The organism is Coprococcus eutactus, from assembly GCF_025149915.1.
GTDB classification, from domain to species: Bacteria; Bacillota; Clostridia; order Lachnospirales; family Lachnospiraceae; genus Coprococcus; species Coprococcus eutactus.
In genome coordinates, this window is sequence record NZ_CP102278.1 from 1,981,245 (window position 1) to 2,006,146 (window position 24,902).

The 24,902-nt window shown below is 48.6% G+C and carries 26 protein-coding genes and 1 pseudogene; 15 read left to right on the plus strand and 12 right to left on the minus strand.

The features are described 5' to 3' along the window. The first annotated feature begins 7 nt into the window (after positions 1 to 7). The 9 genes from NQ536_RS08590 (at position 8) to NQ536_RS08630 (ending at position 10,733) form a co-directional block, all read left to right on the plus strand. Positions 8 to 2,077 (plus strand): C40 family peptidase, encoded by a 2,070-nt coding sequence (locus NQ536_RS08590; RefSeq protein ID WP_002569174.1) that lies wholly within the window; start codon positions 8 to 10, stop codon positions 2,075 to 2,077. Between the two features lie 34 nt (positions 2,078 to 2,111). Beyond that, positions 2,112 to 2,390 carry a DUF4315 family protein gene (locus NQ536_RS08595; RefSeq protein WP_002569175.1) on the plus strand — a complete coding sequence of 93 codons (279 nt, stop codon included), beginning with the start codon at positions 2,112 to 2,114 and terminating at the stop codon, positions 2,388 to 2,390. After that, positions 2,383 to 3,084 (plus strand): DUF4366 domain-containing protein, encoded by a 702-nt coding sequence (locus tag NQ536_RS08600; protein ID WP_002569176.1) that lies wholly within the window; start codon positions 2,383 to 2,385, stop codon positions 3,082 to 3,084. The genes NQ536_RS08595 and NQ536_RS08600 overlap by 8 nt, the downstream gene beginning before the upstream one ends. Continuing rightward, on the plus strand, positions 3,081 to 3,269 hold the full coding sequence (locus NQ536_RS08605; protein WP_002569177.1) for a hypothetical protein: 189 nt from the start codon (positions 3,081 to 3,083) through the stop codon (positions 3,267 to 3,269). The genes NQ536_RS08600 and NQ536_RS08605 overlap by 4 nt, the downstream gene beginning before the upstream one ends. A gap of 15 nt (positions 3,270 to 3,284) precedes the next feature. Further along, entirely contained in the window at positions 3,285 to 5,375 is a 2,091-nt protein-coding gene (locus NQ536_RS08610) for a DNA topoisomerase 3 (protein WP_002569178.1), read from the plus strand. 212 nt (positions 5,376 to 5,587) lie between these two features. Beyond that, positions 5,588 to 9,205, plus strand: a complete 3,618-nt coding sequence (locus tag NQ536_RS08615) for a YodL domain-containing protein (protein WP_004853550.1) — start codon at positions 5,588 to 5,590, stop codon at positions 9,203 to 9,205. A gap of 3 nt (positions 9,206 to 9,208) precedes the next feature. Then, the gene (locus NQ536_RS08620) at positions 9,209 to 10,162 is read left to right on the plus strand and encodes a hypothetical protein (protein WP_004853548.1); all 954 of its coding nucleotides are present in this window, start codon (positions 9,209 to 9,211) and stop codon (positions 10,160 to 10,162) included. Between the two features lie 2 nt (positions 10,163 to 10,164). Continuing rightward, the gene (locus tag NQ536_RS08625) at positions 10,165 to 10,371 is read left to right on the plus strand and encodes a transposon-transfer assisting family protein (RefSeq protein WP_004853547.1); all 207 of its coding nucleotides are present in this window, start codon (positions 10,165 to 10,167) and stop codon (positions 10,369 to 10,371) included. Continuing rightward, on the plus strand, positions 10,368 to 10,733 hold the full coding sequence (locus tag NQ536_RS08630; RefSeq protein ID WP_025489053.1) for a cysteine-rich VLP domain-containing protein: 366 nt from the start codon (positions 10,368 to 10,370) through the stop codon (positions 10,731 to 10,733). Before NQ536_RS08625 ends, NQ536_RS08630 begins: the two co-directional genes overlap by 4 nt. Before the next feature lie 177 nt (positions 10,734 to 10,910). Here NQ536_RS08630 and NQ536_RS08635 read toward each other — a convergent pair whose 3' ends face one another. From NQ536_RS08635 to NQ536_RS08650, 4 genes are all read right to left on the minus strand, one after another. Next, positions 10,911 to 11,162 (minus strand): helix-turn-helix domain-containing protein, encoded by a 252-nt coding sequence (locus NQ536_RS08635; RefSeq protein ID WP_002569183.1) that lies wholly within the window; start codon positions 11,160 to 11,162, stop codon positions 10,911 to 10,913. A 63-nt stretch (positions 11,163 to 11,225) separates the two neighbouring features. Next, on the minus strand, positions 11,226 to 12,572 hold the full coding sequence (locus NQ536_RS08640; RefSeq protein WP_002569184.1) for a relaxase/mobilization nuclease domain-containing protein: 1,347 nt from the start codon (positions 12,570 to 12,572) through the stop codon (positions 11,226 to 11,228). Next, complete coding sequence (locus NQ536_RS08645) at positions 12,533 to 12,862, minus strand: plasmid mobilization protein (protein ID WP_002569185.1); 330 nt, start codon at positions 12,860 to 12,862, stop codon at positions 12,533 to 12,535. Before NQ536_RS08645 ends, NQ536_RS08640 begins: the two co-directional genes overlap by 40 nt. A 267-nt stretch (positions 12,863 to 13,129) precedes the next feature. Then, positions 13,130 to 13,483 carry a helix-turn-helix transcriptional regulator gene (locus NQ536_RS08650; protein WP_002569186.1) on the minus strand — a complete coding sequence of 118 codons (354 nt, stop codon included), beginning with the start codon at positions 13,481 to 13,483 and terminating at the stop codon, positions 13,130 to 13,132. A gap of 384 nt (positions 13,484 to 13,867) precedes the next feature. On the opposite strand from NQ536_RS08650, the gene NQ536_RS08655 reads away from it, so the two are divergent. The 6 genes from NQ536_RS08655 (at position 13,868) to NQ536_RS08680 (ending at position 18,701) form a co-directional block, all read left to right on the plus strand. After that, complete coding sequence (locus NQ536_RS08655) at positions 13,868 to 14,047, plus strand: cysteine-rich KTR domain-containing protein (protein WP_002588768.1); 180 nt, start codon at positions 13,868 to 13,870, stop codon at positions 14,045 to 14,047. Positions 14,048 to 14,070: 23 nt separating this feature from the next. Further along, positions 14,071 to 15,060 (plus strand): 23S rRNA (adenine(2503)-C(2))-methyltransferase RlmN, encoded by a 990-nt coding sequence (rlmN, locus tag NQ536_RS08660; RefSeq protein ID WP_002569187.1) that lies wholly within the window; start codon positions 14,071 to 14,073, stop codon positions 15,058 to 15,060. 537 nt (positions 15,061 to 15,597) lie between these two features. Next, the gene (locus NQ536_RS08665) at positions 15,598 to 16,038 is read left to right on the plus strand and encodes an RNA polymerase sigma factor (RefSeq protein WP_002569188.1); all 441 of its coding nucleotides are present in this window, start codon (positions 15,598 to 15,600) and stop codon (positions 16,036 to 16,038) included. After that, a complete protein-coding gene (locus NQ536_RS08670) occupies positions 16,019 to 16,279 on the plus strand; it encodes a helix-turn-helix domain-containing protein (RefSeq protein ID WP_002569189.1) in 261 nt (86 codons plus the stop codon). Before NQ536_RS08665 ends, NQ536_RS08670 begins: the two co-directional genes overlap by 20 nt. A gap of 417 nt (positions 16,280 to 16,696) precedes the next feature. Beyond that, the gene (locus NQ536_RS08675) at positions 16,697 to 16,924 is read left to right on the plus strand and encodes a transposon-encoded TnpW family protein (protein WP_004613661.1); all 228 of its coding nucleotides are present in this window, start codon (positions 16,697 to 16,699) and stop codon (positions 16,922 to 16,924) included. A gap of 100 nt (positions 16,925 to 17,024) precedes the next feature. Then, entirely contained in the window at positions 17,025 to 18,701 is a 1,677-nt protein-coding gene (locus tag NQ536_RS08680; protein WP_002569190.1) for a recombinase family protein, read from the plus strand. A 63-nt stretch (positions 18,702 to 18,764) separates the two neighbouring features. Here NQ536_RS08680 and NQ536_RS08685 read toward each other — a convergent pair. The 8 genes and pseudogenes from NQ536_RS08685 to NQ536_RS08720 all read right to left on the minus strand — a co-directional run. Then, a pseudogene (locus tag NQ536_RS08685) lies at positions 18,765 to 18,938 on the minus strand (recombinase family protein); the annotation flags it as partial. A gap of 85 nt (positions 18,939 to 19,023) precedes the next feature. After that, positions 19,024 to 20,193: a type IV secretory system conjugative DNA transfer family protein gene (locus NQ536_RS08690; protein ID WP_049937923.1), complete on the minus strand. Its 1,170-nt coding sequence runs from the start codon at positions 20,191 to 20,193 to the stop codon at positions 19,024 to 19,026. Positions 20,194 to 20,202: 9 nt separating this feature from the next. Next, positions 20,203 to 20,982 (minus strand): hypothetical protein, encoded by a 780-nt coding sequence (locus NQ536_RS08695; protein WP_004853539.1) that lies wholly within the window; start codon positions 20,980 to 20,982, stop codon positions 20,203 to 20,205. 264 nt (positions 20,983 to 21,246) lie between these two features. Continuing rightward, entirely contained in the window at positions 21,247 to 21,540 is a 294-nt protein-coding gene (locus NQ536_RS08700) for a hypothetical protein (RefSeq protein WP_004853536.1), read from the minus strand. 172 nt (positions 21,541 to 21,712) lie between these two features. Further along, positions 21,713 to 22,828: a DUF6017 domain-containing protein gene (locus NQ536_RS08705; protein ID WP_004853532.1), complete on the minus strand. Its 1,116-nt coding sequence runs from the start codon at positions 22,826 to 22,828 to the stop codon at positions 21,713 to 21,715. Then, positions 22,825 to 23,730, minus strand: coding sequence for a ParB/RepB/Spo0J family partition protein (locus NQ536_RS08710; RefSeq protein WP_004853529.1), 906 nt, complete (start codon positions 23,728 to 23,730; stop codon positions 22,825 to 22,827). The genes NQ536_RS08705 and NQ536_RS08710 overlap by 4 nt, the downstream gene beginning before the upstream one ends. Continuing rightward, entirely contained in the window at positions 23,723 to 24,505 is a 783-nt protein-coding gene (locus NQ536_RS08715; RefSeq protein WP_004853527.1) for a ParA family protein, read from the minus strand. The genes NQ536_RS08710 and NQ536_RS08715 overlap by 8 nt, the downstream gene beginning before the upstream one ends. A 19-nt stretch (positions 24,506 to 24,524) precedes the next feature. Continuing rightward, the gene (locus NQ536_RS08720) at positions 24,525 to 24,770 is read right to left on the minus strand and encodes a hypothetical protein (protein WP_044998373.1); all 246 of its coding nucleotides are present in this window, start codon (positions 24,768 to 24,770) and stop codon (positions 24,525 to 24,527) included. Positions 24,771 to 24,902: the final 132 nt, after the last annotated feature.

Sequence of the window (24,902 nt, forward strand, 5' to 3'; positions counted from 1 at the left end):
GCAGAAAATGACCCGCGAGGGGGCTGTCGAGGTAAACGCCGCTACCGGGAAAAAGAAACGTATCAGCAAGCGGATAAGGGACGCGGACTTTGCAAAGACCGAAGCCCCACCGCAGCCGGAACAGGCAGCGCAGCCCCTACCGGGCGGCGCAACTTCCCCGCCCTTAACCGACACGCCGCCGCTTCCCCATGCGCCGGGGGCAGAACGGGAACAGGACACCGCAGCAGCCGAGCGCGTCTTGGAACGTATCGACGGGGCGCGTACCAGAAAGGCGAGCAAAAAGGCGGCGAGGAAAGCACAGGCAGAAGCCACAGCAAAAGAAAAATCTTCCCGCTTGCAGTTTACCGACGAGGAACGGGCAACGCCGGAGCTTGAAAGGTATATCCGAAAATCGGACAAAGCAGCCGACCGTCTGGACGCGGCAAAGGCGGCTATCCCCAAAGAAAAGAAACTTGTACGGGAGCGCACCTTTGATGAAGCCACCGGGAAAGGCAAGACCCGCCTACATTTTGAGGAACAGGAAAAGCCCATAGGAAAGAATAAGCCCCACAATAACCCGCTATCCCGCCCCGCACAGGAAGCGGGTATTTTCGTCCACAACAAGATACATTCCGTTGAAAAGGACAATTCCGGCGTTGAGGGGGCGCACAAATCCGAAGAACTGGCAGAGCGCGGCGCAAAGTACGGGGCGCGGAAAGTCAAGGAGGGCTACCACAGCCACAAGCTCAAACCCTACCGGGCGGCGGCAAAGGCAGAGAAAGCGGCGTTCAAGGCGAATGTGGATTTTCAGTACCATAAAGCCCTGCATGACAATCCGCAGATTGCGGGCAATCCCCTTTCCCGCTTCATGCAGAAGCAGCAAATCAAGCGGCAGTATGCAAAGTCGGCAAGGAAAGGCGGCGCAAAAACGGCGCAGAAAGCCGCAGAGAACACCCGCAAGGCGGCAAAAAAGACCGCCGAGGAAACAAAAAAGGCAATCGCTTTTGTAGGGCGGCACCCGGCGGGCGTATGTATCGCCGTTGCCGCGCTACTCTTATTCATCATGGTATCGGCGGGGCTTTCCTCTTGCGGTTCCATGTTCTCCGGCTTGATGAACGGCATACTTGGGACTTCCTACACGTCGGAGGACAGCGACCTTGTGGCGACGGAGAACAATTACGCCGCAAAGGAAAACGAGCTTCAGCAGCAGATTGACAATATCGAAAGCACCCACCCCGGCTATGACGAATACCGCTATGACCTTGACAGTATCGGGCATAACCCCCATGAGTTAGCGTCCTACCTCACCGCCCTTTTACAGACCTACACCCCGCAGAGCGCACAGGCAGAGCTAAATCGCGTCTTTGCCATGCAGTACACTTTGACGCTGACAGAAGAAACGGAAATCCGCTACCGCACAGAAACAAGCACAGACCCGGAAACAGGGGAAACGACCACCGAGGAAGTACCCTACGAGTACCATATCCTCAACGTGAAGCTGACGAACAAGCCCATTTCCGAGATTGCGGAGGAACTTCTAACGCCACAGCAGCTTGAAATGTACCGCGTCTATCTGGAAACAAGCGGAAACAAACCGCTGATTTTCGGCGGCGGCTCCCCCGATATGGGCGCGTCCGAGGATTTAAGCGGCGTACAGCTTGTAAACGGCACACGCCCCGGCAACACCGCCGTTGTAGACCTTGCGAAGCGGCAAGTCGGCAACGTGGGCGGGCGACCCTTTTGGAGCTGGTACGGATTTAACAGCCGCGTGGAATGGTGCGCCTGTTTCGTTTCATGGTGCTACAATCAAGCCGGAAAGAGCGAGCCGCGCTTTGCCGGGTGCCAGTCACAGGGCGTACCCTGGTTCCAGTCACGCGGGCAATGGGGCGCGAGGGGCTATGAGAATATCGCCCCCGGCGACGCTATCTTTTTCGACTGGGACGGGGACGGGAGCGCAGACCATGTGGGGCTTGTTATCGGAACGGACGGGGAGCGCGTCTATACCGTCGAGGGCAATTCCGGCGACGCCTGCAAGATAAAGAGCTACCCCGTCAATTACTCCTGTATCAAAGGCTATGGGCTGATGAACTGGAATTAACATATTTTTGAGCAAAGAAAGGAGAAATTTATTGATGGCTATGAACAAAATTGAACGTATCGACAAAGAGATTGCAAAGACCCGCGAGAAAATCACCGAGTACCAGAACAGATTAAGGGGGCTTGAAGCGCAGAAAACCGAAGCGGAAAACCTGCAAATCGTACAGCTTGTGCGCTCCATGCGCCTTTCCCCGCATGAGCTTTCCGCTATGCTTTCCGGCGGCGGTATTCCGGGCATGGAAGCCGCGCCGGGCTACCCCGCAGAACCCGCAGACCACGACACCGAAGAAATGGAGGACACCGAGAATGAATAAGAAAATCCTTAGAACCTTGACCGCACTCTGCGCCGCCCTCATGCTGACGGGCGGCTTTTCCGTCACCGCCTTTGCACAGACCCCGGAGGGACAGGACGCGACCGACGACAGCGGCGTTGTCTATGAGGAACCCGAAAAGGAAGAACCCCTTACCCCGGACGGGAACGCGACCCTTGTAGACGATTTCGGCGGCAACAAGCAGCTTATCACAGTGACGACCAAAAACGGCAATTACTTTTATATCCTTATCGACCGGGACGACGAGGGCGAGGACACCGTACATTTCCTTAATCAAGTGGACGAAGCCGACCTTATGGCACTCATGGAGGACGGAAGCACCGAAGCAGCCCCGCCCGCCGTTTGCAGTTGCACCGATAAATGCGAAGCCGGAAAGGTAAATGTGAGCTGCCCTGTCTGCAAGGACAACATGACCGCTTGCAGCGGCAAGGAAGCGGAGCCGGAAACCGAGAAACCAACAGAGCAGCCCAAAGAGAAAGGCAATACAGGCGGGCTTGTGCTTTTCCTTGTCGTGGCACTTCTTGGCGGCGGGGGCGCGTTCTATTATTTTAAGTTTATGAAGCCAAAGCAGAACGTCAAGGGCGACACCGACCTTGAAGATTTCGATTTTGACGATTACGACGAGGACGAGGGGGACGGGCTTTCTGATGAAGAACAGGAGGACGAGGAAGCATGACGCTTTTTACCGAAAACCCTTTAGAAAAAATGATGGTACAAAGACCCACCGGGCGGCGTGACAGTGCGCCGCCCGTTCCAAAATCCCCGGCGTGTATGCGTTGCCCTTATAAGGCGCAATCCCCCTGTATCGGCTATTGTCTGAAACAGGCACAGGAGAAGAAGCACACCGCGCCGGAACGCTGAAAGGAGGATTTTTTCATGGCATTTAGACTTGTGATTGCAGAAAAGCCGAGCGTGGCGCAGACTATCGCCGCCGCGCTTGGCATTAAGGGGAAACAGGACGGGTATATCGAGGGCGGCGGCTACCTCATTTCATGGTGCGTCGGGCATTTGGTACAGCTTGCGGAAGCTGCCGCCTACGGGGAGCAATATAAAAAATGGAGTTTTGACAGCTTACCCATTCTGCCGGAGGAATGGCAGTACGCCGTTGACCCGGACAAGGGGAAGCAATTCAAAACCATTAAAGAGCTTATGCACCGCGCCGACGTTTCCGAAGTGGTAAATGCGTGTGACGCGGGGCGCGAGGGTGAATTGATTTTCCGCTTTGTCTACGAAGTGGCGGGCTGCAAGAAGCCCATGCGCCGCTTGTGGATTTCTTCAATGGAGGACGGGGCGATTAAGGCGGGCTTTGCTTCCCTCAAAGACGGGCGGGACTATGGCGCGCTCTTTGCGTCCGCCCTCTGCCGCGCAAAGGCTGACTGGCTTATCGGCATTAACGCCACCCGGCTTTTCTCCTGCCTGTATGGAAAGACCTTGAACGTGGGGCGCGTCCAGACCCCGACCTTAAAAATGCTCACCGACCGGGACGCGGCTATCTCCCATTTCCAGAAAGAAAAATATTATCATGTTCGCCTTGATTTATCCGGCGCGGACGCGGCAAGCGAAAGGATTTCGGACAAGGCAGAAGCCGACGCGCTGAAAGGGGCTTGCGAAGCGGGAAAGGCGGTATGCGTTTCCCTTACCAGAGAGAAGAAAACCGCAGCCCCGCCAAAGCTCTTTGACCTTACCTCTTTGCAGCGGGAAACGAACCGCATTTTCGGTTACACCGCAAAGCAGACCCTTGACCTTGCACAATCCCTTTATGAAAAGCGGCTCCTTACTTATCCGAGGACGGACAGCAGCTTTCTTACTGACGACATGGGCGGCACCGCAGCGGACATTATCGCGCTGCTTTGCGAAAAGCTCCCCTTTATGGCGGGCGCGGACTTCACGCCGGAGATTGCAAAGGTATTAGACAGCAAGAAAGTATCAGACCACCACGCAATCATTCCCACTATGGAGCTTGCAAAGGCTGACCCGGACGCGCTGCCGGAAAGCGAGAAGAATATCCTTACCCTTGCGGGGGCGCGTCTGCTTTTTGCCACCGCCGAGCCGCATATTTATGAAGCGGTTACGGCGGTTTTCTCATGCGCCGGGACAGACTTCACCGCAAGGGGAAAGACCGTACTTGCGGAGGGTTGGAAAGAGCTTGAACGCAGATACCGGGCGACGCTGAAAGATAAGCCCGAAGCAGAGGACGGGGAAAATGAGGGCGTGACGCTGCCGGAGCTTTCCGAGGGACAGAACTTTCCTAACCCCGCCGCAAAAGTAACGGAGCATACCACAACGCCGCCGAAGCCCCACAGCGAAGCGTCGCTTCTCTCTGCTATGGAGCGAGCCGGGAACGGGGACACCGACCCGGACGCGGAACGCCGGGGGCTTGGCACTCCCGCCACCCGCGCCGCCGTCATTGAAAAACTGGTAAAGGGCGGCTTTGCAGAGCGCAAGGGGAAGCAGCTTATCCCCACGCAGAACGGAGCCGCCCTTATATCAGTCTTGCCGGATATGCTCACTTCCCCGCAGCTTACCGCAGAATGGGAAAACAATCTGACGCAGATAGCAAAGGGAGCCGCAGACCCCGGCGAATTTCTGTCCGGCATTGAAGCTATGGCGCGGGAGCTTGTGCAGACACACGCCGCAGCACTGGACGGGAAAAAGGATTTGTTCCGGGAGGAAAAGCCCTCTGTCGGCAAATGCCCCCGTTGCGGTTCCCCCGTCCATGAGGGGAAGAAAAACTATTATTGCAGCAACAAAGAATGTGCCTTTGTCATGTGGAAGAATGACCGCTTTTTCGAGGAACGCAAGACCGCTTTTTCCGCGAAGATTGCCGCCGCGCTCCTTAAATCCGGCAAAGTGAATGTGAAGAAGCTCTATTCCCCGAAAACAGGCAAGACCTATGACGGAACTATCGTTCTGGCTGACACTGGCGGGAAATACGTCAACTACCGTATCGAAGTACAGAAGAACTAAAAACTTGAATAGCAAGCATAGGAAGCGGGTACCCACTTCCGTAAATCCCTGTCCTGCCGCTGACGCGCCGGACGGGGATTTTGCTTGTTGGGAAGTTTCCCAAACCCTCTAAAAAAATGAAAAAATTGTTGGCATAACGCACAGCCCACCGTAGTACGGGGCGAACCCCAAAAGCGCGGCGGTGCGCCGCCATTTCAGAAAGGAGCGAATGAATGGAAAAGAAAAAAGGTTACTCCATGTTTGAGCGTGACAAGTTAGACCCGGCTGACAGTATGCGGATAGAGCGAAATATTTATTTTGAGGAACAGACCGCTGACCTTTCCGGGCTTACCGCCCTGCCCTTAGAACAGTTACAGGCATTGCGGGAAGAATACGCGGCGGCTGAACAGGCAGCTTTTGAAGCCTTGCAAGAACAGGCGGCGGCATGGGACGAACAGGCGGGAAAGACCCTTGCCATTGACAAAGCCATTGAGTATGTGAGGACACCCGAAGCTACGCATACCGCGAACCAGTGGGAAGCTACGGACTACGGGAAGCACATCAGCAACCGCGTCTACCAAATGCGCTACCACATATCCGAGAATACCCGGTATGACAGGGAAAAAGAGAAATCCATTCCCTATTCGTGGACGCTTTCATGGAGTATTTACACCAACAGCCCCCACAATTACGGACAGGCAAAAATCGCCGGACAGGAAAGGAAAGTCTTTGCAGACAAGGCAGCTATGGAAAAATATCTGAATGGGCGTATCAAAGCCTATCAGCATTTATTCACCGAGGTATCGCCGCCTATCCCGCCAGAGTATGCAGAGCATTTCAAAGTAAACGGGCAGCTTTTACCGGGCTATGCTATCGAGGGCGAGGAACGGGCGCAGCCTACCGCTGAAAAAGCAGCCCCCACCACAGCAGAGCCGCCACAGGACACCGAACAGAGAAAGGAGCGTGAAACCATAAACGAGCAGTTTTCAATTCTTATCGACAGCCGCAGCCGCTTTGAAACAGGCAAACCGGGCGGCGTGTGGCTTCCCATGCCGACCACAACAGAGCAGCTTCATGCGGCTATGGAAAGCGTCGGCATTACCGCAGACAATCCGCAGGATTTTTTCATCAACGGGTATTCTTCTACGGAGGACTGCCCCTTTGACTTGCCGCTTTCCGTTATCCAAAGCGCAAGCATGGACGAGCTGAATTATTTTGGAAAACTTCTGGAAATGCAGAGTGACGGGGACAAGGATAAATTTGCGGCGGCGGTTACACATGGCGAGTATGCCGGAAGCATGAAAGACCTTATCAACCTTGCACAAAACCTTGACTGTTACTGGCTCTATCCCACTGTCCGCAGCGAAGAAGATTACGGTTATTATCTTATCGACGAACTGGACGAGCTGGAGCTTCCCGAAGAAGCAAAGAAATATTTCAAGTATGAAGAATACGGGCGGGACGCAGTTAGCAAGGATAAGGGGCAGTTTACCGAACAGGGCTATATCTATAACAATCAGAACACCTTTACCGAATGGTATCGGGGAACGGAAAACGAGATACCCAAAGAATACCGCGTTATGAGCTTCCCACAGCCGGAACGCGGCGGACAGGACAAGACCTTTATGGACGCAGCCGCCACAGAGCAGACCGCCCGAACCGCCGCAGAGCAGCCACAGGAGCCGCGCCCGGTTATCCCTATCGTGCTGACGAGCGAGAAGCCCGCCGAGAAATTAAAAGAGATTACCGACCGTCTGGAACAGGGTATTGCGGAACTCTTTGACAGCGAGCGTTACAAGGAATATCTGAAAGTCATGTCAAAATTCCATAATTACAGCTTCCGAAACACCGTCCTTATCGCCATGCAGAAGCCGGACGCTTCCCTTGTGGCGGGCTTTTCCGCTTGGAAGAACAACTTTGAGCGAAACGTGATGAAAGGGCAAAAGGGAATTAAAATCATTGCCCCGTCGCCCTATAAAATCAAACAGGAAATGCAGAAAATCGACCCGCACACGCAGAAGCCCATAATCGGCAAGGACGGGAAGCCCGTCACCGAGGAAAAGGAAGTCACCATACCCGCCTACAAGGTGGTATCCGTCTTTGACGTTTCCCAGACCGAGGGAAAGGAGCTGCCGGACATTGCCATTGACGAGCTGCCGGGCGACGTTGACCGCTACAAGGATTTTTTCGCAGCCCTTGAAAAGACTTCCCCCGTTCCTATCGCCTTTGAGAATATCGAGGGCGGCTCTCATGGCTACTACCACTTGGAGGACAAGCGCATTGCTATCAACGAGGGCATGAGCGAATTGCAGACCTTAAAGACCGCCATTCACGAAATCGCCCATGCGAAGCTGCACGACATTGACCTCAACGCGCCAAAGGACGAGCAGCAGCCCCACATTGACCGCCGCACCCGCGAAGTCGAAGCGGAAAGCGTCGCCTATACCGTCTGCCAACATTACGGGCTTGACACGTCGGACTACTCTTTCGGCTATGTCGCCGGGTGGAGTAGCGGGCGGGAATTGTCCGAGCTGAAAAGCTCCCTTGAAACGATACGCAGCGCAGCCGCCGAGATTATCAATTCAATAGACGAAAATCTTGCGGAGCTGCAAAAGGCACAGGACAAGGAGCAGACCGCCGGACAGGAGCAGCCCACCAGAGAGGAACAGGCAGCCCCGCCGGAGCAGCCGCAGCCGGAAGCCCCGGCAAAGGCAGATACAGCCGGGAAAGAGAAGCCGGAAGCAGCCGCACCGGGAAAATCCGGCGCACAGGAAAAGGCGGGTGCAGCCCCGAAAGAAGCCTTTACCCCGGAAACGATTTACAAGGTGCGCCGGAACCCTTACAGCGACAGCCGGGAAAACAGCTACCTCTTGCAAGCCTATGTGACACAGGAGAACGGGCGGGCGAAAATGGGCGACGTGCTTTATACGGGAACGCCGGAGAAATGCCGCGAGCTTATGGGGCAGCTCAAAAGCGGCGAGCTGACCGAGGGCGACGTAAAGCAGCTTTACGCAAAGGCACAGGAAACGGCGCAGACCGCCGGACAGGACAAAGACACCTTTTCCATTTACCAGATAAAAGGCGGGGACGAAACAAGGGATTTCCGCTTTGAGCCTTACGACCGCCTGCAGGCGGCGGGGAATGTGGTTGACAGGGCGAACTATGAGCTTGTCTATTCCGCGCCCCTTGCGCCGGAAACTTCCCTTGAAGATATTTACACCCGTTTCAATATCGACCACCCCAAAGATTTTAAGGGACACAGCCTTTCCGTTTCGGACGTGGTAGTGCTTCATCAGGACGGACAGGACGCGGCGCATTTCGTTGACAGTGTAGGTTTCCGGGAAGTGCCGGAGTTTTTACAGGAGCAGAAGCAGCTTACCCCGGACGACTTGGAAACGGGCGAAACTGTCAAAACACCGAGAGGGACTTTCCATGTAACCGCCATGAGCCGGGAGCAGATAGAAGCCGCCGGATATGGCTTTCACCACCAGTCGGACGACGGAAAGTATCTGATTATGGGGAATGGGACGCGGGCGTTTGCCGTTGCCGCAGAACAGGCGCAGCGGGACAATCCCTTGAAAACCGCCGAGCAGACCACAGAGCAGAACGGGAACATGATTGACGGTATCATCAACAACACCCCCACCGTTGACGAACTGGAAGCAAAGGTAAAGGCGGGCGAGCAGATTTCCCTTGTTGACCTGGCTAACGCTGTCAAAGCCGACAAGGAGCGCGGCAAGGGAGCGAAGCCGGAAAAGAAGCCCTCTATCCGGGCGCAGCTTAGAGCCGACAAGGAAAAGGCACAGAAGAAAAACGCAAAGCAGAAGTCACAGGACTTGGAAAGGAGCTGACCCATGCCGGAACAGAGCAAATTTGAAAACGTGGATTTGTTCGCTTCCCTTGAAGCGATTATGAAGCAGAACACAGGCTTTTACCAGAGCGACTTAGACATTGACAAAGAGATTATCGCAAAGGCGGCGGCAAGCCCCCACAGGGAGGACAAGACCCTTTTGTGGTTCTGCCGCCCGTCCGGGACGCACTGTTTCCGGGAGCGCGACGTTTTCCTCAAAGACACCGCGCCCCACAACACATGGCGTTTCTACATGGAGCAGACAAGCGACCGCGTTCTTGCCTATGCAATCGAGCTGACGGGAAAGGAGCGCGGGAAAATCAAGGGCAATCTGTACGAACTGGACTACTCTAAACATTATGAGCGCGTCAAGGAAAAGGAGCTGCCCGCCGATACGGTGAAGCTGATTTATGAGCGAGGGGAAAGGGAGATACCCGCCGGACGGTTCTTCAACGGCAACCCAGACCCGCAGCTTGGGAAGTTTGAACGCTTTGAAGCCCTACCCAACGACCCGGACGCGCTGCAATCGCTCTTACAGGAAGAACGGCGCAGCCGGGAGCAGCTTTCACCGGGGGACTTCAAGGCGCATATCACAGCCTTGCGGGACGGGCTGATTGAAACGGAAGCGCGGCGCATTGTGCGGGAAATGAAGCGGCATTACGAGCCGAACAGCCCGAACAAGACCCATTTCATGGCAGAGCTTTCCCCGGCGTTCATGCGGCTTGCAGCCACAAAGGACACTGACCGCCTTTTCTCCATGCTGCCCTACAAGACACTTTCCTTTTCCAAAATCGAGGGCAGACATGGGATGTATGCGCTGATTGACAAGGGGGAGAACCGGGACAGGGAGATAAGGAAGCCCCGCCCCTCTATCCGGGCGCAGATTAAAACGGACAAAGCAAAGACCGCCCCGAAAAAGGCGGCGGCGAAAACAAAAAATCACGATTTGGAGGTGTGAACATGACAAAACTGACCGTAGAGGAAACAAACCTTTTGAGCATTTACAAGACCGGGAGCCGACAGGGGCTTATCGTCGCCATGAACGCCGCGCTGCCCTTTATGGACGGGGAAATGCGGGACTTTGCAGCCCGTACCCTTGCCAAAGTGGAGCGCATGGGCGAAGCGGAGTTTGCGGTGCTTCCCATTTACGCCGCTGATGAAGCATGAGTGGGATTAAGCGGCTGACACCGCCCCAGAGCCGGAAAGTAAATGCGCTTGTGCGCCGGACGTGCTGCAACTGCGATAACGGGAACTGTATCTTACTGGACGACGGGGACGAGTGCGTATGTCCGCAGCTCATTTCCTATTCGCTTCTCTGCAAGTGGTTCCGGGTTGCGGTGCTTCCCGCCGACAAGCTGCTCTATGCGGAGCTTTACCAGACCGGGGACAGGAAGAAGTGTACCGAGTGCGGCGCGTTCTTTGCGTCAAGCTCTAACAGCGTCAAATACTGCCCCGACTGCCGGAAACGTATCACTCGCAGGCAGGCCGCCGAGCGCATGAGGAAAAGACGCGCCCCTGTTACGCAGTAGGCGCGGAAAATCCCTTGATTTACAGGGCTTTCCGGGCGTGAAAATCGGATAGGCGATACTTTATACCTTTACCCCCGAAAATGGCGTTCTACTGCGTAACATTCACGAAAACAGCACCCATAAAAAGACAGGGCGCGGAAGTCATATACTGGCTTCCGCGCCCTGTTCTTTTTTTGCCTATCTGACATTTCCCTTTTCCATTTCTTCAAGCGGGAACTGCGGGAGGGCTTCTATCAGCTTCTTTGTGATAGACTGGCGCATATCTTCGTTGATTTCCTGTTTCGTGCTTCCGTCTGGCTGTCTGACCGCTACCGTCGATAGCCTGTCGATTTCGTCCTTGTAGCAATCCACGACTTTCTCCACCGCCCATTTCTCCCCGGCAACGGCGGCGCGTATGGTTTCATATTCCGGCATTTTCTGGTTTTCCATGCTCAACGCTCCTCTGCTTTTTGATAGCCCTATCATAGCACAGCGGCGGGGATTTTGCTATCCTTATCCGCGTTCTGTTTCCTTTTCCCGTTCCGGCTGTCTGTCTGCCTGTAAAATGCTGTCAATGTTCTGCTTGATAATATCATATTCCCGGACTTTCTTTTTCAATTTTCCATAGTCGGCGTAAAGGGCTTCTTTCTGCGCTTGGAGGGCTTCATACTCCGATTGCAGCGCGGCGAGGTTCGGGAGCTTCGCAATGCCCGCCGCTTTCAGTGACCTTACGGCGGCTTCATGGAGGATAATTGCCTGTTCCTGTCCGGCGCGGTACTTCTCCCTGTTCCTTGCCTTGCGGTATGCGTCATAGACAGGCTTTGTCTTTTGATAGGTGGAAACATTCTTGATAAGCACCGCCATTTCCGCAAGCCGCTTTTCGGCGTTCTTCAATGCGTCTGCCGCCTGTCCGCTTTCCGCTGCCATTTCCTCAATCCGGCTGACTAAATCCGCGTACTGCTCAATCTTATGTTCCGTCAAGAAATTCATTGTTTTAGCTGCCTGTTTCAGATTGTGGATTTTCGCCCACTGTTCATAGCCCTTACTCTGCGCTGCCTTGATACTGTTCTCAATGTCGATAAGCAGCGACACGCCGCGCTGCTCTCTGGGAGCTTTCGCCACCTTTGTCCGTCTGCCCGCTATCCGTTCCCTTACGGCTTCCTCTGTATAGTCTGCGCCGAGGGTTTTAAGGCGGGTGAAGCGTTCCTGTCCGGGGGCGCGGCATGATACATATTTCCCCGGCTTTATCTCATAGCCCGCCGCCTGTAACCGCGTTAGCAATTCCTCAAAACTGGAAACTTGGGGGATAAGCGCGTCAACAGTGGTTTTCAGCTTGCCTTTCCAACTTGTACCCGTCTTTTCTGCCTGGTACTCCGCATAGCTCTTTCCCTTGCTGCCCTTGCCGGGGACGACAACGGACAAGCCATTTTCCCGGCACAGCTTGTCGCTCATGTTCCGTATGCCGTAATAGCTCCTTTTGTTGGAATTGTATTTATGGTGGTCTACAAAGTTCACCGCGCAAAAAATGATATGGTTATGGACGTGTCCTTTGTCAATGTGCGTCGTGAGTACATACTCATGCTGCCCCTTTGTTACCGCGTCGGCAAGCTGCTTTCCGATTTCATGGGCTTTCTGATAATCGACTTCCCCCGGCTCAAAGGACTGTATCAGATGAAAGGCTAAATTGTTCCCCTTTTGGAGTGCTTGCGACAGGGTATATTCAAACTCAATATCTGCCGTTTCATAGGAGCAACCGAAAGAGGACACAAGCATTTTCCCGTCCGTCTTGTCCGGGTTTTCGATATAGTCAAGGGCTTTGCTTAGAGTGCTTTTAATAGGCTTAATCTTTGTAACCGCCATATCTCCGCAAGCACCCCCTTTATTTCCTCTATGTCCTCTTGGTATGCGTTCCCCGTCGCGTTTACGCGGCGTGCTATCTGGTTGACGTTGACACCGATTTTCTGTATCTCTGCGGTCATAGCCTTTATATCGGCGTGGTCTATCTGAATGATATACCCGTCAATGGCAATCTTCCGCAGATACGCCGCCATGTTCCGGGTGGGTACGAGCTTCATTTTTTCCAGTATTAAATCCCGTTCCGCTTCCGTCACTCTGAATTTGATTTGCACTGTCCTTTTGCGTCCGTCCATGTGTTCGCTCCTTTCCTTTCCGTTCCGAGGGTTTGGGACACTTCCCAACAAGCAATTTTCAACCGACGCGCCGCAGCGCGGGAGGGCGAAAATACGGAAGTGGTACCCGCTTCCTATGCTTGCTACGAATGTTTTTATCCTTTAGGCTCTTATCACCTACTACGGAGAAAAAGCGATTTTGCCAAACTTACGCAAAAGAAAAACGCTGCAACCTCAAAAAAGATTACAACGCTTTCTAAATCCTGTTCAGTTTTAAGTCGGACATTCCTATTCGCCCTCTTTTTCGACTTCGGAAATCTCCTTTGCCGTTGCGGTTACAATCCGTATGCCTGTATCGCTCATACCGTCAAGAAGCGCGTCAAGCTGCCGCCGCTGCGTGTTCTTCTCCGGCGGCGTTTCTAAAAGGAATTGGTCTACGGATATATGGTAACGCTGTATCAGCTCAAAGAATATCTGTAAACTTGGGTGCTGCCCCTTGTTCTCAATGTTCGCAAGGTAGCGCGGCGAGATAAACATTTCGTCGCCTACTTTCTTGCGGCTCTCCTTGCATCCCTCACGCGCTGCCTTTATCGCTGCCCCAAAAGCCTTAAAGTCGTATCGTGGTACTGGTCTTTTTGCCATAGTTATTCACCCTATTACATTTTACTGTTCCCCTTTCTTCTTGGATATGTCTACGTAGTTCTATCAGTTAGCCAAAATAATTCATATATATATATGTTGACAACAAGCTGCTTTTGTATATAATATTATATAAAAGGGGGGGAATGTTTATGTTACATAGCATGCGTATTCGATAAGCATTGAAATCAAAAAAGATTTTTCCCATTTTCAATATGGGCTTTTTTGTCATGCTTATTTTGCGTATGCTATACAACAAAACTAACGACGTATAGACATAGTATAAAAACTATGCCTTAATTTTGTTGTAGTATTATATGTATAAATGCAGGTCAATGCTCATGTTGAGAATTGACCTGCATTTTTTTGCGCAAAAGGAGAAATATTATGCTTGAAAAATATTGGATAAAATGTCCAATTTGTAACGGAAAGACGAGGGTTCAAGTATTTTATAATACGGTATTAAGAAATTTTCCTCTTTTCTGCCCTAAATGTAAATTAACGCATATCGTTGATGTTGAAAAACTAGAAATCATAATCAAAAACTCTGAAAAACAAACTTTTTAATTTTGAAAAGGAAGGATATTTAAATGAAACACTTACCTAAAAGTACACCTACGGAAATATTGAATGACCCATACGGATTTACTTACAAAGAAATGTCGGAAGTAATTGGAGAGGATAAAGCAAGAGCCTTATATACGGAATTGTATAAACAGCCATTTCACAAAGAAAATCTATCAATATCAACAAAAAAAGTCTATAAAAGTAGCGATACTGAAAAGTATGTTTATGAATTGAAAGATAACAGGTATATTGAAACGGTTTTTATTAAACGGCGAGATGGTGGGACTGTTTGCGTAAGTACGCAAGTTGGTTGTTCTGTTGGCTGTATTTTTTGTGAGTCCGGACGCAATGGTTTTGTTCGTAATCTAACACCGTCTGAAATTGTGCAGCAGGTTGTATTGATACGTCAAAAAGTAAATCGTATCGTTTTTATGGGAATGGGAGAACCTTTATTCAATTACGACAACTTGATTGCAGCAATCCATATTCTTCGAGATAGAAATGGACTTAACTTTCCAACCGACGGCATTACCGTATCAACAGTTGGTCCAGTTAATCAATTAAAAAAATTGCGCGAAGAACATCTAAAAATTCAGTTGACAATATCTTTACATGCAGCAACACAGGCTGCGAGAAACTGTATCATTCCTCATATGCACATGTACGCTATTGAAGATGTTGTTAAGCAAGCATTGTCCTATTCTCAAAGGCATAATCGAAAAGTGGTATTTGCGTATTTGCTTTTACCAGGTATAAATGACCGTTCCTCAGATATAAGGCAACTTGCAAAATGGTTTAAGGGCAAAAATGTTATGATTAACGTGCTGCAATACAACCCGACGAGTAATTCAAAAATTAGAGCACCACAAAAACAAGAAATGGTTGCGTTCAAACATCAATTAGAGCAAACAGGACTTGAAGTTACCATGAGAGTTTCTCATGGTAGAGAGATTAAAGCAGCTTGTGGACAGTTAGCTAATACATATAATAAAGCCAAAAAACAACAGAAATAATTTAATTAAAAGAGCCAGACGCACAGACGCAGAGCCGATAATATGCAGTTTGAAATACTGCTGTTATCGGCTCTTTTTTGATTTTAATTTGTGCCCCTAATAACCATATTGGAGCAAAATCAGAACTGTTGCTTGTCGTTCTTTGATTTCCGCAGCAGCTTTGAAAAATCAAAGCCGCCGTTTCTTTTTATCTTCTAATGAAATGACGCGGTATCACTGTTGAAATCGGCGGCTAAAGGAGGTAGCCGCCATGAAGCAAAAAGCATATCGACAAAATCCGACAGTTATTGACTTATCAAAAAAAGCCCGCCCACCACCGGGGGAAACTACGCTTATATATATGAACTGTCTAATCATCTGGATACTGCTTACAATGCCTATGCGCCCGTCCGGGCTTTTCGGACGGGCGCATTTTGTACGTTCAAAAAATTTTTGAAGAAATTTCAAAAAATCTTCGGCGTTTTTGAAAAACGCCGTATTGCCCCGCGAAAAGGGGGGAAGCACCACCAACTTTCCAACGAGAAAGGAGGTGAGAATGTGGAACCTAATAGCAGGGAGTTTTACAAACAGTGTGCTTTTCAGAAGTTTTGTAATACGGTATTGCACAATGAAGCTTGCGACACCCATAGAGAACTTCGCAGACACAAGGCAAAGGAAGTGACCTTTTCCGACATGACCTTAGACGAAGCGCGGCAGCTTCATACGTTTGATGAATATTTCAAACGTGAAGCCGCCGAAACCGTCTTTGAGAAAGCCGGGAAGAAAATCACGCCAAAGCTGCTTCTTGAAGCAATCCGTACTTTGCCGGAAGAAAAGCGCAAAGCCATATTGCTGTATTACTTCGAGGGAATGAACGATACCGAGATTGCGGAGCTGTTCAACACGTCGAGAAGCACGATACAGTACAGGCGGACAAGCTCTTTTGAGAAATTAAGAAAATATCTGGAGGAAAATGCTGATGAATGGGACGAATGGTAACGAACCCGGCTACCCGGAAAATGCCCTTGTTCCTTATCCTGTCATTGTGGCAGCGACAAAGGGCGACCCGGACGCCATGAAGATTGTCTTGCAGCATTTCAGCGGCTACATAGCCCGCCTCTCCATGCGGAAGCTGTACGACGAGCGCGGGAACGTCTATTTTGGCGTAGACCACGACATTCGGGAACGGCTGCAAGCAAAACTGATGATGGCTGTCCTCACCTTTAAGGCAGAGGAATAAACCGCAGCGGCGGCGGGACGCTTTCTCTCTCCCCCTTTTCCGTTCCGCTGCTGACGCGGCAGCAAAGCCATTCTGAACCTTGACAAAGAAAGCGGCGCAAGATAACGGCGGCGCAGCATAGGGCAAATCGGATACGTTCCTTTTGCGCCGAGCCATACGGCGGGTGCGCCATGACGCTATCCGGGTGAGGTTATCCCCGCCCGGACAGCCGAGCGACCAACACCGCGCCGGAAAGCAAGTGTAGCGGCTTGCGGGCGACGACACGCAGAATATACAATGATACTTCCTTACAGCCACAGTCCGAGCGTTAAGAGCGTCGCAGGCAATGGGTAGGGCGGCATGAGAACCATGCCGGGGTGAAATTCCCATGAGGTTATGCTAATAACCGTCCGATTAAAGCCTTTGTTTTATTGAATAGTGGACTTGCTGCTATTCATAGACTATATTATATGTTTGCGAAAGAAAGGGGGATTTTCTTTGACGCAAAACCAAACGCCCGTTACCACAACGGAGCATAAAATAGGAAAAGTTACTTACCTTGTATGTTCGTCCGCAAGTGAACGCGCAACGGACACACTGGATAAAAAGATAAAAAAACTCATTCGCAAAGACATGGAACTGAACCCCGCAAACGCCCGGAAATAGGGCGTTTCTTCACATTTTATACATGACACAGGCAGCGGTATGTGGTATAATATAGACAGTACAAATACCATGCTTGTCTGTCGTCGGAAAGGAGGACAAAATGTTACAGACAGACAAGATTACCGCTTTATATTGCAGATTGAGCCAGGAAGATATGCAAGCCGGGGAAAGCGAGAGCATACAGAACCAAAAACTGATTTTACAAAAGTATGCTGACGAACACCACTTTTTCAACACGCGCTTTTTCGTAGACGACGGATTTTCCGGCGTGAGCTTTGAGCGTGAGGGGCTTCAAGCCATGCTGCATGAGGTTGAAGCCGGGAACGTGGCGACCGTCATAACAAAAGACCTTTCCCGTCTGGGACGTAATTATCTGAAAACCGGGGAGCTGATAGAGATTGTCTTTCCCGAATATGAAGTGCGCTACATTGCCATTAACGACGGTGTAGACACAGCAAGGGAAGATAACGAGTTTACCCCTCTGCGGAACTGGTTCAACGAGTTTTACGCCCGCGACACCTCAAAGAAAATCCGGGCTGTCAAACAGGCAAAGGCGCAGAAAGGCGAGCGCGTCAACGGCGAAGCTCCTTACGGCTACCTTATCGACCCGGATAACCGCAATCATCTGATACCCGACCCGGAAACGGCGCACGTCGTAAAACAGATTTTTGCAATGTATGTACGGGGCGACCGTATGTGTGAAATCCAGAACTGGCTGCGGGACAATGAAATACTGACCGTCGGGGAACTGCGCTACCGCAGGACAGGGAGCAAACGCCACCCCCGCCCACAGCTCAACGCATGGTACAACTGGCCGGATAAGACGCTGTACGACATTCTGACAAGGAAAGAATATTTAGGGCATACCATAACCGGGAAAACCTACAAGGTATCTTATAAGTCGAAAAAGACGAAAAAGAACCCGGAGGAAAAAAGGTATTTCTTCCCCAACACTCACGAACCTTTGATTGATGAAGAAACCTTTGAACTTGCACAGAAGCGGATTGCCACCCGGCAACGCCCGACAAAGGTTGATGAAATTGACCTGTTTTCCGGGCTGCTCTTTTGCGGGGACTGCGGCTACAAAATGTATGCAGTACGCGGAGCCGGGACGCTTGAACGGAAACACGCCTACACTTGCGGCAACTACCGCAACCGGGCAAGAAATGATATGCTCTGCACTACGCATTATATCCGCAAAAGCGTATTGAAAGAACTTGTCCTTGCAGACTTGCAGCGAGTAACGTCTTATGTGAAAGAGCATGAACAGGAGTTTATCGAAACAGCCAACGAGTGCAGCGCAAAGGCAGTACAAAAGACGCTGACACAGCAGCGGAAAGAGCTTGACAAGGCGCAGAACCGTATTAACGAGCTGAACATCTTATTCCGCAAGCTCTACGAGGACAACGCTTTAGGGAAACTTTCAGATGAACAATTTGCTTTTCTGACTTCCGGCTATGATGAAGAAAAAAAGACGCTGACCCGGAGGATTGCGGAGCTGTCACAGGAAATCGACAACGCCACCGAGCGCAGCGCGGACGTAAAAAGGTTTGTCGCACTGGTACGCAGATACACAGCGATTGAAGAACTGACCTACGAAAACGTCCATGAATTTATTGACCGTATTCTTATTCACGAACTGGATAAGGAAACGAACACCCGCAAAATCGAAATCTTTTATAGCTTTGTCGGCAGAGTTGATACAGGTGACAAGCCTACCGAAAGTATCTCCTATTTCAGACAGATAGGAGCCGACGTAAAGAGTTATGCTATCTAACATACATCAAAAAGAGGTAAGATAACACCCTCTGCAAAAAAGGTATCGTTATCTTACCTCAACAAAGGTTGTGCCGGATATACCATCATCAGTGAAGTGCCTGAACCTGGTCCACCCTTTTTCTCTGCAATAATCTTCCAGCAGCTTCTTTTGATTTGATATACTGTACGACTCCCCAAGGTTCTCATCCTCTCGGCTTAATCGTTCATATAATACAATTATTTTCTCACTACTCATGTTCTGCTCCTTTCCTCTGTATTTGAGCCAAAAGTAATAAGCTCAAAGAGAATCTTTAATCTGTTAAGGTACTAAAAAGTCTCTTTCATCTTATTACACCTGCCGCAAGTTTATATTTATGATACTGTCGTACTGCAAAAGAATCCGGATCAGCTTCTATGCCCTCTTCATCATTACCAAATTCTATGTCTTTGAACATAAGGTCAATGGCATTCTCAAAGTCCTCATCCTCTTCTCTTGTCTCCGACGCATCTATCATGGCTAAAAGTGAGACAAAATTTCTCTCACTCTTCTTACAGTATTTCACAATGTACGCCACATACGCTGTGAACAGTAACCTCTCGGCTTTCACCCAGAAATCTTCTCCGCTCTGTGCGCCCTCACCCTTTGTATTTGCAATCAGCGTATTCACGAATTTAAGCACATCCTGCTCCGTGTGAATATATGCAAATGGGTTATAGTGCATGGACTTTGCGAAGTTGATTGTATTGAATACCTTTATCTTATAAGGTGTCCTCTTGTAGATCACCTTACCGGATTTGGTCTTTAAGGTCTGTCCGTTCTTGCCGACCTTCGGTACTTTGTTCCCTTTGTCGTCAAGCTCCCATGCCCCTCTTGCAAGCATGGTACCCACTTCTTCAAGTACAGTTCCCTTGGGATCAGTCACTACATACGAACACTGCATCTGCATAAGTGACGGTTTCACAAATCCTCTTGTTTTTCCTGCTCCGGAACCTCCGACAATCAAGATATTTTTGTTTCTGTCGTACTTTGGGTGTTCCGGTCTCGTCATTCTGAGCCATTCTGTCGCAGTCAGCGGAATGTTGTTCCACTTAACCGGGTCTGTATATGGTTCAAAATCCTTATCCGTCCCCCACTTCGCAGAGCCATATTCCTCTCTTGGACGGAACTGCTTGGCATTCTTCTTTCTGGAGTTCATGAAAAGCTTGAATGCCACACCTGCTCCGATACCACAGATAAGCGGTGTCAGCTTAAATGAAGGTGCAAAATACGGTTTGACCTGGAATATCAGTGAAAATGCTTTGACACACTTATCCAGCATATCGCCACCATCGGCTGATATTGCCGCCTGTACATACTTATTTATCACATAAAATATGATTACAAACGGGATTCCATCAATCGCTATCTTATTCGCATTCAACTTTCCATTCTTGTAATATGGTTTCAGTATTTTCTTAGGTAATGCCTTCAGGTCATCAAGTATGGCACCGCCAATATTCTTATTCCCCATAAGCACCACCTACAAACTTGTATCCCGGCTCTTTTTCTTCGTTTTCTCACGTTGCCGGTTCTTGTCTTTCTGTTTCTTCTGTGACTGCTCCTTCTTATCCTTAATTCGCTCTGTAAGCGACTTATCCTTTTTCGGATTATGTTTTCTCGCCGCTTCCTTGATTTCCTCCTTTGCATTCGGTGTGATACTTCCGGATTCCAGGACTTCATTCTTGTGATCCTTGATCTCAAATCTCGTAGAGAATCTTGACAGTGTTTCCACATCGTCCATATTTATCTCACCATTATTTACAAAGTCAGCCGACATAACCTCCTTGCCCTTATCATCGTAAAGCACAAGTGTCTTAGTCATTTCCTTCTGCTCCTCAAGTACCTGTTCGGAAGCCATCTTCAGTAATGCTGCCACCTGATCTATGCTTTTCACTTCACAGAATGCAGTGTGCGTGATAGAACCATCTGCTCTCGTTACCTCTTTCATATCCATTGGAATATGACTTTTCTTACAGGCTTTCTCCAAAAGTTCCGCTGTTCGCTCATCATTCACATCAATATGCGTGACATCCTTGCCCTCTCTGTTAAATCCCTTTAATGAGCCATGAGTTTCCTTATAATTCGACATTACCTTATCGACAACCTTGCCGAGCAATGTCTCCTTCTGTTCCTCACTCATACCCGGATTCTGCTGTTCAGACCGCTTACACGCATCCGCAATGGCAGTAATCAGATCTACGCTGACAGTCACAATCGACTTTCCTGTCTGGAACGACTCCTGCGTCAATTCATCGACCATTGTTCTGTCCTCCCGATATTATTTTCTCTGTGCTTCCTGTCGTGTGTGGGTGGTCTTACCCATCGAATACCATTTTTGCTATACATCAGGTGTCCTCCTTCATTTTTATTTGAACTTCTGGACAACTTGTCCAAAAGCTGCTTTCCTGTTCTTTGTCCATAAATGCACAAAAAAAGAGCATTCATGCTTTTTACACATAAATGCTCTAACGCTGTTTTATTATAAAATTGTCTTAGCTGTTGTTCCCTACAAACTGAAATTTGCTTATTTTAACCAAATCGGACCGACAATAAATATTCCCCAAAAGAGAACTGTAATAATGACTAAGGCTTCAGATACAGACCAGTAAATGATTTTATATTTTTTTACCGTAAGAGGATATATAAAATATATCAGTACAACTAATAGCTGTAAAATGATAAATAGTATTGTTTCCTCAACCGTTGCAGATATGAAAAAGTCAGCAGCGCCCTTTGCTACACCCTTACCTATAAGCCAGATATTGACTGCCAAAAAAGAAACGATTGAAAGAATTAGCTTTACACCAAATCTATTCATGTTATTCCCCTCCAAATTCAAATTTGTAAAACTGTTGCATTGATTATATCAAAGAATCTTGCTTGCAACAATCCCCTTTTTTTTTGAGAGGCAGGTGTGCCCTCCTGCCCCTCAAAAAAAAGGGAAGGTGAAAAATATATAGTCAACTGCTGTTTCCAGCAGCTATGAATCGTTACTTACCATAGAAGTCATGGTTTACTTCTGCTTTATAGTAATTACAACAAGTTACCGGTGCATTGTAAAGCGTAGTAAGCATATAACTTCGTATGTTGCGAACCTTTGTGGTATTGTTGCGCAGACATTCCAGCACATACTCCATCGTATGAAAATCTATCTTCTCCAATCTGCTCCGAACAACATCATATGGAAAGTCATATTTGTTGATACGGATTACCGGCTGTTTAACCGCTATAGTCTCTACTATCAGCTCCACCAATTCATTTATGTCCATCTTCTCTGTTGGATGGCAATGAAGCAATCCGTCATAATCTATATTGTCTTTGATAAATGAGCGCACTTCATCCATCCTATCCATCGTATCAGTTTTCACGCCTGTGCCTGATGGAATGATAGGATAGGTAATCTCCCCTGTATTCTCTGTAGTATTCTCTGTATTTGTATTACAAAACTTTGTATGAGGGGGTACATCATTTTGTGGGAGGGTGGTACAAAATTTTGCAGGAGGGTCATACAAAGTTTTGTAGGGGGTGGTACAAAATTTTGTAGGAGGGTCATACAAAGTTTTGTAGGAGGTGGTACAAAATTTTGTAACAGGCTTATTTGCTTGGTATTCAGCCTGTTTTTGTATTCCTTCCCCTGTGTTTTCTACATCTTCGTCATCTCCTGGTATGTCCAGATATGTACATGTGTAAAGTTTATCAACGCATAGATCAATATACATGACATTATTTAAAACCATTCCGCTATTTGTTTCTATGTTACGGAATTCACGACGGATCACACCTATTTCCTCTAGTCTGTCAAACGCTGCCTTCACACTTCTCCGTGATTCTCCAAACTGCTCGGCAAAATCATTGTAGGTTTTCTGGAGCAAATCCTCTCGAAATTTTCTTCTGTAACCGATTGTCATGCCGCTATGCTCGTCCCGTACTTCCACGGGACGATACCAATACACGATTTCCGACAACACACAGATAGCGAGAAGGTATGGCTTGCCATTTTCACGTAAAATCGTTTTATACCAATTCACCGGCGTAACATTTCCACTGATGTTCATTTCTGCCAGCGCATCCACCGACGCATTACCAGTATTTACGATGTTTGTCATGCCTTCTCACCTCTTTTCTTCCATTCATCTAAAAGACTTATTATAACCTCTGTAATCTTCTCTTCTGTGTATTCATCATTAAAGTAGTCATCCAATCTGTCTGCTTTGAATGTTACTTTTCTTGGCTTTACCGACACCTGTTCCGGAAGCATGATGTTCCTCACTTCTTCCTGCGTAAGCATATTTTCCCGGCATAACGCCTTTAATTTTGCCGACTGCTCTATATTAGGGAACACATTCCTGTCAAGTATTATATCGAGTACCCACTGCTGCTGTTCTTCATTCAGATACGAAAGATCAACGCCCTGAATAAAGCCAAGCTTTTTCCGATCAACAAAGTCAAGCAGTTCATCGGACAATTTTGCAAGTCTGATATACCGCTGAATCTTCTTTGCATTCTCGCCGGTTTCCTCACTCATGATATCAAGGCTACTACCCTTGTTTCCTTTAATGCCTTGATGTTTCATGGCATAGTAGCGCATACTATACGCCCTTGCCTTTTCGCTTGGAAAGATATCTTCTCTCTGAATGTTACTGTCCACCATGACAATGGTAGCTTCATCATCATTCAGATTGCGAATGAACATCGGCATGGTATCAAGACCGGCAAGTTCACAGGCAGCCTTTCTTGTGTGTCCGGCAATGATTTCATAACCACCCTGCGGTCGCATTCTCGCAATCCCTGGAACAAGCACGCCATACTGTCTGACACTCTCTACCATTTCCTCCAGCTTATCTTCATGAATCTGAAACGGATGATTTCTGAATGTATGCAGACTTGCTAAAGGTATTTCTCGGATTTCACCACCATTTGCATTTGCCTGTTCCAGATTTTCGTTTGTACCAAACAGATCGTCAAATGATTTCATCTTTATCTTGGAAGCACTATTGGATTTATTCATCTGCAAGCACCTCCTTTGCGAGCTTCTTATACGCCGCCGCAACTTTTCCTCTTGGGTCATGCTTGAATATACTCACACCCTCTGCGGAAGTCTCTGCCGCTCTCACAGAATGTGGGATAACCGCACCAAACACACGGACATTTTTGCCATAGATTTCTTCCACCATGGACTTGATTTCCTTTGCGTAATTGGTACGTCCAACCATCTTTGTAAAAACGATTCCCTCTATTCCAAGGTTAGGGTTCAAATATTTCTTAGTCCTGCCAAGAGTGGTAATAAGCTGCTGTAAACCCTTTATGGAAAGGTACGCTGCTTCTATCGGTATGATGACTGAATCAGCTGCAGTAAGGGCATTCATTGTCACCATGCCAAGACTGGAATTGCAGTCAATCAATATATAATCATAAAGATTTCTTACACTTGTTATGTACTCTTTCAATATGTACTCTCTCCGCATGGTATTTACCAATGTGACTTCCAGTCCGGAAAGTTCGATATTGCATGGAAGAAAAGATACTCCCTCCTCATGTACAATAATCCCTTCCCGCTTTCCATAATCTTCATCATTGATCATTTTACACATGATCGTCGAGAGAGTAACATCAAGCTCATCAGGCTCTGCCACGCCAAGGCTTGATGAAAGGGATCCCTGACTATCCGCATCTATAAGTAGTACCTTCTTGCCTTCTCTTACCAAACCTATACCTAAGTTCACTGTTGTCGTAGTCTTTGCTACGCCACCTTTTTGATTCACGATTGCTATTACTTTACACATACCGTTGTACCTCCATTCCCTATCGAATCACCATGCCACTTCCTACATAGTGACATTTTTCTTCTACCTGCATAACGTTACTTGGTTTCTTACCAGAATCCTTTTTCTTTCTTGATACTTCTGCATACACACGTTTATATTTATCTGTTCCAACATTATCGAAAAAAGTCGAAACATTATTCACTTCAAATCGTTTATCTCTCTGAAGTAAACGTACAAACCAACGTATGTCATTTTTTGTCCCTTGAAGCCTTATCTTTAACATATTGACACCTCCTTGAATAGAAAAATAAAAGGCAGGGATATTCAATATTTTGTAATTAAATATCCCTGCCAAATTGGCTATTTTATTCACTTTTATTCATCAAAGAATATTGTATCCCTCGTGTCGACTCTA